At 70.0% G+C, this 9,494-nt stretch carries 7 protein-coding genes; 2 read left to right on the top strand and 5 right to left on the bottom strand.

All coding sequences use genetic code 11. The annotated features are described in order from the left end of the window. Positions 1 to 2 precede the first annotated feature (2 nt). Positions 3 to 1,157 (bottom strand): xylose isomerase, encoded by a 1,155-nt coding sequence (gene xylA / locus ACFVJS_RS23215; RefSeq protein WP_378885477.1) that lies wholly within the window; start codon positions 1,155 to 1,157, stop codon positions 3 to 5. Positions 1,158 to 1,295: 138 nt separating this feature from the next. Between xylA and ACFVJS_RS23210 the strand changes: the two genes are divergently transcribed. Further along, on the top strand, positions 1,296 to 2,498 hold the full coding sequence (locus tag ACFVJS_RS23210) for an ROK family protein (RefSeq protein ID WP_378885476.1): 1,203 nt from the start codon (positions 1,296 to 1,298) through the stop codon (positions 2,496 to 2,498). 87 nt (positions 2,499 to 2,585) lie between these two features. Here the strand turns inward: ACFVJS_RS23210 and ACFVJS_RS23205 are convergent, their stop codons facing one another. The 4 genes from ACFVJS_RS23205 to ACFVJS_RS23190 are packed head-to-tail and all read right to left on the bottom strand — an operon-like array spanning position 2,586 to position 8,216. Then, complete coding sequence (locus ACFVJS_RS23205) at positions 2,586 to 4,991, bottom strand: beta-glucosidase (RefSeq protein ID WP_378885474.1); 2,406 nt, start codon at positions 4,989 to 4,991, stop codon at positions 2,586 to 2,588. 37 nt (positions 4,992 to 5,028) lie between these two features. Next, a complete protein-coding gene (locus tag ACFVJS_RS23200) occupies positions 5,029 to 5,850 on the bottom strand; it encodes a carbohydrate ABC transporter permease (RefSeq protein WP_378885473.1) in 822 nt (273 codons plus the stop codon). Then, positions 5,850 to 6,905 carry a carbohydrate ABC transporter permease gene (locus tag ACFVJS_RS23195; RefSeq protein WP_378885471.1) on the bottom strand — a complete coding sequence of 352 codons (1,056 nt, stop codon included), beginning with the start codon at positions 6,903 to 6,905 and terminating at the stop codon, positions 5,850 to 5,852. The genes ACFVJS_RS23200 and ACFVJS_RS23195 overlap by 1 nt, the downstream gene beginning before the upstream one ends. A 21-nt stretch (positions 6,906 to 6,926) precedes the next feature. Then, complete coding sequence (locus ACFVJS_RS23190) at positions 6,927 to 8,216, bottom strand: ABC transporter substrate-binding protein (protein ID WP_378885469.1); 1,290 nt, start codon at positions 8,214 to 8,216, stop codon at positions 6,927 to 6,929. A gap of 159 nt (positions 8,217 to 8,375) precedes the next feature. Here ACFVJS_RS23190 and ACFVJS_RS23185 point away from each other — a divergent pair, with 159 nt between their 5' ends. Then, positions 8,376 to 9,410 (top strand): LacI family DNA-binding transcriptional regulator, encoded by a 1,035-nt coding sequence (locus ACFVJS_RS23185; RefSeq protein WP_378885468.1) that lies wholly within the window; start codon positions 8,376 to 8,378, stop codon positions 9,408 to 9,410. The last annotated feature ends 84 nt before the right edge of the window (positions 9,411 to 9,494 follow it).

Genomic DNA, 9,494 nt, shown 5'->3' with positions numbered 1-9,494 from the left:
ACCTAACGAAGCCCGAGCAGGTGGTCCATGGCCAGCTGGTCGAGCTGCTCGAACGCGTAGCCGTGGTCCAGCGCCTCGATGTCGTAGGTCGCCTTGCGGATGTCCTCGAGCGTCTCGCCCTCGGCGAGGGTCGGCACCGACAGCTCCTCGACCTGCGATGCCTCGAGGGCGGCCTTGACCTCGGGATCCGCCCGGAACGCCTTGGCACGCTCGCGCAGCACGAGGTAGTTGCGCATGCAGCCCGCGGCCGAGGCCCACACGCCGTCCTCGTCCTCGGTGCGCGGCGGCTTGAAGTCGAAGTGGCGCGGGCCGTCGTAGCCCTTGGTCTCCAGCAGGTCGACGAGGTTGAACGCACCCCGCAGGTTGCCGGCACCGAAGCGGAGGTCCTGGTCGAACCGGGGCCCGTGCTGGCCGTTGAGGTCGATGTGGAAGAGCTTGCCGTGCCACAGCGCCTGGGCGACACCGGATGCGAAGTTGAGCCCGGCCATCTCCTCGTGTCCGACCTCCGGGTTGAGGCCGACCATCTCGGGGCGGTCGAGGCTGTTGATGAAGGCAAGGGCGTGGCCGATGGTCGGCAGCAGGATGTCGCCGCGCGGCTCGTTGGGCTTCGGCTCGATGGCGAACCGGATGTCGTAGCCCTGCTCGGTCACGTAGTCGCCGAGGAGGTTGACCGCCTCGCGGTATCGGTCCAGCGCCGCCGCGATGTCCTTCGCGGCGTGGGACTCCGCGCCCTCACGGCCACCCCACATGACGTACGTCGTGGCCCCGAGCTCGGCGGCGAGGTCGATGTTGCGGGCGACCTTGGCGATCGCGTAGCGGCGCACCTCGCGGTCGTTGGAGGTGAACCCGCCGTCACGGAAGACCGGGTGGCCGAAGAGGTTCGTCGTGGCCATCGGCACCTTGAGGCCGGTCTCGTCCAGCGCCGCCTTCAGCTTGTCGATCTCGGCCTGGCGCTCGGCGTCGCTCGCGTCGATCGCGAACACGTCGTTGTCGTGGAAGGTGATGCCGTAGGCGCCCAGCTCCGCCAGCTTGTGGACCGAGTGCGCGACGTCGAGGTGCGGCCGGCTCGCCGATCCGAACACGTCCTGACCGTTCCAGCCGACGGTCCACAGACCGAAGGTGAACTTGTCGTCCGGGGTGGGGGTGTACTCCGTCATGGCCTTGCTTCCTCACTTTAGTTCACAACTCGGACTATCTATCCAGATGAAACCGCGACGAACGTCACACTGTCAACCAGTTCCCACATAAATTCTGGGTGGTTGACCTCAAGTGCAGATCTTGGTCTAATCCCGTTCATGACGGTCCGAAGCGAGCCTGCCCAGCATGCCGGGATGCGGGCGAGCAACCTCGCCCTCGTGCTCGGCGAGGTCGCTCGCACCGGTCCGGTCTCCCGCGCCCGGGTCGCTGCGCACACCGGTCTGACGAAGTCGTCGGTGTCCGGCCTGGTGACGGATCTGATCGCCGCCGGCCTGGTCGCGGAGAGCGGCCCGGCCGCCACCGAGCGAGGCCGGCCGGCCACGGCGCTCACCCTCGCTCCGGGAGGCGCTGCCGGGCTCGGCCTGGAGATCAACATCGACTACCTGGCCGCCATGGTGACCGACCTGTCCGGCGCGCCGCGCTACCACCATGTCGTACGCCGCGACAACCGCGACCGCGAGGTCGACGAGGTCGTCGCCGACCTCGTCGACGTGGCCCGCACGGCCGCCCGCAGCGCCGCCTCCCAGGGTCTCCCCCTGGCCGCGGCGTGCGTGGCGGTGCCCGGCCTCGCCGTCGGCGGCACCCTCGTACGCACCCCCAACCTCGGCTGGCCCCGGGTCGACCTCGCCGCCGCGATCCAGGACGGCACCGGGCTCGAGGTCGAGCTCGAGAACGAGGCCAACCTCGCCGCGCTCGGCGAGATGTGGTTCGGCGGCCACGGACAGAACGGGAGCGCGCTGCGGGACTTCGTGCACGTCTCCGGCGAGATCGGGATCGGCGGCGGCATCGTGATCGGCGGCGAGGTCTTCCGCGGGGCTCACGCAGGCGCCGGCGAGCTCGGCCACGTCGTGGTCGCCCCCGACGGTCCGCGGTGCGCCTGCGGCGGCCATGGCTGCCTGGAGCGGATGGCCGGTCAGCAGGAGATCCTCGCCCGAGCCCAGGTCGCGACGATGGCCGACCTCGCCCACGCCTGCGAGGCCGGCGACCAGACCGCCCTGGATGCCGTCACCGACGCCGGGCGTCATCTCGGGGTCGCCCTCGCCTCGGTCCTCACCCTTCTCGACCCCGCCGCGATCGTGCTCGGCGGCGCGTTCGCCACGCTCGCGCCGTGGCTCTCCGCGCCGACCTCGGCCTCGATCGGTCACCACACCGGCGCCACCGAGCCGCCGCCGCTGCTGGTCTCCGGCCTCGGCAGCGACGCGGCCGTGCGCGGCGCGGCCGGGACGGTCGTAGGCCGCGTGATCGCCGATCCCGCGGCGTACCTCGCCCAGCGCCCAGCGAGTCGAGTCGGCCCGCCCTGACCGACGATCCCGTCGAGTCGGCCCATCTTGACACCAAGCCCGGTCGAGGTGGCCCGTCAAGACGGGCCGACTCGACCGGGTTGCGGCCTATCTCAGGACCGTTGCGGTCGTGATCCGGCGGTCGGCGGGGCTGACGCGGTGGATGTCTCCGGTGATGGTGACCAGCGCCTTGTCGCTGCCCGATCCACCGGCGGCCGAGGCGGCATCGATCTCGGAGAGCTCGGCGATGCCCTCGGCGACCGCGGTGGCCACCTTCTCCCCGGCCGAGGCGGCCACCCAGACCTCGACGTCGCCGGGTTCGACGACGCGGGTGAGGCTGCGGTCGGCGAAGGCCAGGCGTGTCGTGGGCACCTCGAAGCGCACCACGGCCGACTCGCCCGGCTCCAGCGCGACCCGTTGGTAGCCGAGCAGCTGCGAGACGGGCCGGACCACCGACGCCTGCAGGTCGCGCCCGTAGAGCTGGACCACGTCCACACCCGCGACGTCACCGAGGTTGGTGACGGTCACCTCGACACCGAAGCTGCCACCGGCGGTGACCGAACGGTCGGCCGAGAGCCCACTGTGTCCGAAGGTCGTGTAGGAGAGCCCGAAACCGAACGGCCTCGCGGGCGTCGGGTCGGTGGCGGTGACCTCCGAGGGACCGCCCAGCAGCGGCTGCAGGTAGCTGTAGGGCTGGGTGCCGGAGACCCGCGGCAACGAGACCGGCAGCCGGCCCGACGGGTTGACCGCACCGGAGATGATCCGGGCCACCGCCGGTCCGCCCTCCTCGCCGGGGAAGAACGCCTGCAGCACCGCCGCGGGACGTGCCTCGTCCTCGAGGGCCCAGCCGATGGCGTACGGCCTGCCGGTGACGACCACGAGCACGACCGGCGTCCCGGTCGCGACGATCTCGGTGACCAGCTCGCGCTGCACGCCGGGAAGCTCGAGCGACTCGGAGTCGTTGCCCTCCCCCACCGTGCCGCGGCCGAAGAGCCCGGCCTGGTCACCCACGACGAGGATCGCCACGTCGGCAGCGGCAGCGGCGGAGACCGCGGCCGGGAAGCCGGAGCGGTCGGAGCCCTCGACGTCGCACCCGGCCACGACCTCGATCGAGGCGCCGGTGAGCTCGTCGCGGAGCGCATCCGCGATCGTCGGCAGCTCGATGCCCAACGGCTTGTCGGGGTAGCTCGCCATCACATGGTTGACGAAGGAGTAGCAGCCCATCAGCGCCTCGGAACGATCGGCATTGGGGCCGATGATCGCCACCTTGCCGGCGCCGGCGCCGAGCGGGAGGATCCCGTCGTTGCTGAGCAGCACCACCGACTCCTCGGCCAGCCGCCGGGCCAGCGAGCGGTGGGCCGGCGAGTCCAGGTCGATCGACTCCGGCGCGCCCTCCTCCAGACCGGCCAGGAACGACTCGTCCAGCAGGCCGAGCGACTCCTTCTGCGCCAGCGCCCGCAGCACCGCCCGGTCGACGAGCGACTCGGAGACCTCACCGGAGCGGATCAGCGCAGCCAGCGGCTCGAGATAGGCGTCCCCGCTGGGGAGCTCCACGTCGACGCCGGCCTCCAGGGCCAGTGCCGCGGCCCGCCCGCGGTCGGCGGCGATGGCGTGCATCACCGCGAGGAACGCCACCCCGAAGTAGTCGGCGACCACGACCCCGTCGAAGCCCCAGGTCTCGCGCAACAGCGTGGTGAGGTGCTCGACCGAGGAGTGCTGCGGCACCCCGTCGATGTCGTTGTAGGACGCCATCACCGACCTCGCGCCACCGTCCAGCACCGCCATCTCGAACGGTGGCAGAAAGATGTCGGCGATCTCGCGCGGCCCTGCGGAGACGGGCGCGTGGTTGCGGCCGGCGCGCGAGCCCGAGTAGGCGACGAAGTGCTTCAGGGTGGCATGCACACCCGCTGACTGCAGGCCGCGGACGTACGCCGTCGCGACCGTCCCGACGAGATAGGGATCCTCGCCGATGGCCTCCTCGCAGCGGCCCCAGCGCGCGTCGCGGATCACGTCGAGCACCGGAGCGAGGCCCTGGTGCACGCCGAGGGCGCGCATGTCGGCGCCGATCATCCGGGCCATCTCCTCCACGGCCTCGGGATCGAAGGACGCACCCCACGCCAGCGGCGTCGGGAAGGTCGCGGCCTCCCAGGCCGCCAGGCCGGTGAGACACTCCTCGTGGACCAGAGCCGGGATCCCGAGCCGGGTCTGCGAGACCAGGCGGCTCTGCTCGGCCCACAGCCACGCGGCCCGTTCGGCGGGGTCGACCGGCCGGGTGCCGTACACGCGGGTGTAGTGGCCCAGGCCGTGGGCGGTGATCTCCGAGAGCCGCCGGTCCTCGCCGCTCTCCGAGTCGCGAGACATCTCGTTGGCCATGGGGGCGACGACGTCACCGCCGCGGTCGAGCCAGAAGCCCACGATCTGGGCGAGCTTCTCCTCCAGGGTCATCCGCGCGTGCAGGTCACGTACGCGCTCGGAGGCCCGCGGCCACGCGGGAAGGGACGCTGACTCATTCACGGGGTCAATCACAGGTTCAGTCACAGGGAGTTCCGTTCTAGCCCTTGACCGCACCCTGCAGACCGCTGACGAGGCGGCGCTGGAAGGCGAGGAAGAGCACGAGGGCAGGGATCATCGCGAGCGTGGTGAACGCGAGGACGCCGGCGGTGTCGGCGGAGTGTTCGGTGGAGAAGTCGGCGACGCCGAGCGGGAGGGTGCGCATTCGGTCCTGGAGCAGCAGCAGCGGCAGCAGGTAGGCGTTCCAGGAGGTCACGAAGGCCAGCACCCCGACGGTGATCATCCCGGGTGCCGACAGCGGCATCAGGACCCGCCAGAAGACGCCGATCCGGCTGGCGCCGTCCATCAGCGCCGCCTCTTCCAGCTCCTTGGGCAGCGCCATCAGGAACGGCCGCAAGATGACCACCGTCATCGGCAGCGCGAACGCCGCCTGTGGCAGCGCCACGCCCCACCAGGTGTTCGCCATGTGCAGGTTGCGGGTGATGATGATGAACAACGGGATGATCGCCACGGCCGCAGGGAAGAGCAGGCCGAGGACGAAGACCATGAACAGCGCCTCGCGCCCGCGGAACTGGTAGCGAGCCAAGGGGTAGGCCGCCATCAGCCCGAACACGACGGTCACCACCGTGGTGATGATCGCGATCATCGTCGAGTTGAGGGCGTACTGCCAGAACGACGGGTTCGACAGCACACCGGCGTAGTTGGTCCACACCCACGGGTCGGGCAGCCCGGCCGGCTTGTCGGCGAGCTGGGCGTTGGTGCGGAAGCCTCCCATCGCACCGTAGAGGACCGGGCCGATCGTGATCGCGACGACGATCAGCGCGATCAGGTAGACCCACAGGTTGCCGCGCGCTCTGGACATCACGCCGCCTTTCGCTTCCGGAAGAGGGCACCGAACAGAGCGCTCTCCGCCCGGGTGTAGCGCTGGGTGTCGTCCTGGGTGTCACGACGCAGGACGAGGACCTGGTAGGCGAGGGCCATCGCGAACGCGATGACGAACAGGATCACCGAGGCGGCGCCGGCGATGCCGTAGTTGTGCCGCTTGGTGCCCTCGTCGATGAGGTAGGTCGCCATGGTGGCCGTCGCGTCCGCGGGACCACCTTGGGTGAGCACCCAGATCATGTCGAAGCACTGGATCGATCCGATCATCGACAAGAAGGCCCAGGTACGCATGGTGGGCCCGAGCAGCGGGATCGTGATCCGCCACTGCGTCTGCCACCAGGAGGCGCCGTCGAGCTCGGCGGCCTCGTAGAGCTCCTCGGAGATACCCTGCATGCCGGCCAGGAAGAGCAGCACGGCCAGGCCGAGGTACTTCCAGGTCAGCACGAGAAGCACGATCCACAGGGCATACTCCGGAGTGCCGAGCCAGCCCTGTTCGGGCGGGGTGAGGCCGATCTGCGCGGTGAAGGCGTCGATGAAGCCGTACTGCGGCTGCAGCAGCTGGAGCCAGACCACCGCGGCGATGACCTCGGCCAGCACGTACGGCACGAAGATGATCGTGCGCAGCAGGCCCTGGCCCTTCATCTTCCGGTTGAGCAGAAGCGCGATGGCCACGCCCAGCGGGAGCTGGAGCAGGATCGAGCCCACCACGATCACCATGTTGTGGCCGACCGCGCTGCGGAAGACCTCGTCGCCGAGGACCTCGGCGTAGTTCTCCAGGCCGACGAAGTCGGTCAGGTCGCCGAAGCCCTTCCAGTCGTAGACGGAGAAGCGCACCGCGGTGACGATGGGCCAGGCCACGAAGAGCGCGATCAGCGCGAGTGCGGGGGTTACGAAGACCAGGATCTCCAGGCGCTTGCGCCAGGCGTCACCACCATGTCCGGTACCCCTCGTACCGCCGGAGGCCCGGCGTACAGGCTCTATACGCCGGGCGCCCGATGTGGCGTGCCCTGGCGCCGCCGGAGCGGGTTCGGTCACGTCATGTGTCACAGGTTCGACTCACTTTTCCTTGTCCGCGGCGGCCTGGGTGGCCGTGACGATGTCAGCGGCGGTGCCCTTGCCGGCGAAGACGTTGACGATGGCGTCGTTCATCGCGCCGCCGACGGACTGGCCGAAAGCGGTGTCGAAGTAGAGCTGGACGTAGGGGGCGCTGTCGCGCACCTTGATCAGGTCCGCCAGGGCCGGGTCGGTCAGCGCGCCGGTCGCCTCGGGGTTGGTCGGCAGACCCATCCCGTTCTCCGCGAAACCCGTCTGGACCTCGGTGGAGAGGAGGTACTTGACGAAGTCGACCGAGGCGTCCGGGGCACCCTCGGAGACCGCCCAGGCGTCACCGCCACCCATCTGCGCGCCCGGGTCACCCTGGCCACCCTCGATCTGCGGGAAGGCGAACCAGCCGGTCTTGTCGCCCAGGCCCAACTTGTCCTCGGTGATGCCCTGCATCACGCCGGGCTCCCAGTGACCGGCGAGCTCCATGGCGACCTTGCCGGTCGCGAGGAGGCCGGAGGCCGAGGTCGGGCCCTCCTGGGCACCGGTGGAGAGGAAGCCGTTGTTGAAGGGCTTGTGGTCGACGATGTCGACGAGGTCGTCGCCGGCCTTCTCGAAGCAGGGGTCGGAGAAGTCGAGGCTCTTGACCGCATCGGTGAGCACGTCCTGCGAACACTCCCGGACCGCGGTCCAGTAGTAGTAGTGCGCGGCCGGCCAGGCGTCCTTGGCGCCGACCGAGACCGGCTGGATGTTCGCCGCCTTGAGCTTGTCGACGGCGGCGTAGAAGTCCTCCATCGTCTCCGGCGCGGCGGTGATGCCGGCCTTCGCGAACAGGTCCTTGTTGTACCAGAACCCGACGACGCCGATGGAGAACGGCAGGGCGTACGTCTTGTCCTCGACCTGCCAGCCGGCGACCGAGCCGCCGATCATCTCGATCTCCTCGGCCGCGTCCTCGGACAGGTCCTTGGTCAGACCGGCTTCGACGTGGTCGGCGAGCTCACCGCCGCCACGCTCCATGTAGACGTCCGGGACCTGCTCGGGGTCACCGCTCTGGAAGGCGGCGTCGAGCTTCGTGAGCATGTCCTCGTGGGCGAAGGCCTGCACCTTGACATCGACGCCGGGGTTGGCCTTCTCGAAGTCCTTCGCCACCTGCTCGTAGTAGCCCTTACCGGGATCGTTGTTGGAGTTGTGCCACCAGATGATGGTGTTGTCGTCGCCACCGGAGTCGCCCGAGCCGCCACAACCGGTGGCGGCAATCATCAGTCCGGCGCAGAGCGCGGCGAGTGCTTGTGTCTTCCTCGACATCGTGGAACCTCTTCGTTGCAAGCTCTGGGTGGGTGGGTATGTGACTGCCGCCACATCGTCGGGGTCGAGCATGGCGGTTGTCGGAGGGTGATGTCAATCGTTGTCGATAACGATTTCGTAGAGAGGCGGAAGATGCCCCGAGTGGGCTACTGTCAGAGCATGAGCACGCTCGACCAGCCCCGCCCGCGCCGGGTGACGATCACCGACGTCGCCCGGGAGGCGGGTGTTTCGGTGGCCACGGTCTCGAAGGTGATCAACGAGCGCTACGGGGTCAGCGAGGCGACGACCGAGAAGGTGCTCGCCGTCATCGACCAGCTCGGCTACCAGTCATCGCTGATCGCCTCCAGCCTGCGCCGCAAGTCGACCGGTGTCATCGGCGTGCTCGTCGCCGAGTTCGAGCCCTACTCCGCGGAGCTCCTCAAGGGCATCTCGGCGGCCCTGGACGGCACCGGCTACGAGCTGCTGGCCCACGCCGGGCGCACCGGAGCCCACAACCACACCGGCTGGGAGCGTCGCTCGCTCTCCCGCCTCGGCCACACCCTGATCGACGGCGCGATCGTGGTCACCCCGTCGATGATCATCACCGACGAGACCACCATCCCGGTCGTGGCGATCGACCCCCACACCGGCCCCGACGGCCCGATGACCGTCGACGCCGACAACATCACCGGCGCCCGGCTCGCCGTCGACCACCTGGTCGGCCTCGGCCACCGGCGCATCGGTTTCCTCGGCGGCCGCCCCGACCTCCGCTCCGCGGCCCTGCGCGAGCAGGGCTTTCGCGAGGCCCTCTACGAGGCCGGGCTGAGCGTCTCCCCCGGGCTGATCCGGGTAGGCGGCTACCACCCCGATCTCGCCGAGGCACCTGCCCGCGAGCTGCTCTCGCTCCCGGCGGGCGAGCGGCCCACGGCGATCTTCGCCGCCAACGACATCTCGGCGATCAAGGTCATCGAGGTCGCCGGCTCGCTCGGCCTGCGAGTGCCCGAGGACCTCTCGGTGATCGGCTTCGACAACGTACCCGAGGCCCGCGACGCCACTCCCCCGCTCACCACCGTCGCCCAACCCCTCCACGAGATGGGCCGCGCGGCCCTCGAGCTCCTGCTCGAGCTCCTCGAGGGCAAGCAGACCGAGCGCCACCTGCGGCTGCCCGCCGAGCTGGTCGTGCGCAGCAGCACCGCGCCGCCGGCGAAACCGTAGTTCCGGCGCGTCGGCGGCGAGCAGACCGGCCGCGCCCGTGATCACCAGCAGCAGCGCGAGGGCGCGGCTGCCGCCCTCGGCGCG

The organism is Nocardioides sp. NPDC057772, assembly GCF_042798075.1.
Taxonomy (GTDB): domain Bacteria; phylum Actinomycetota; class Actinomycetes; order Propionibacteriales; family Nocardioidaceae; genus Nocardioides.
This window is presented reverse-complemented; position numbering and strand designations above follow the sequence as displayed.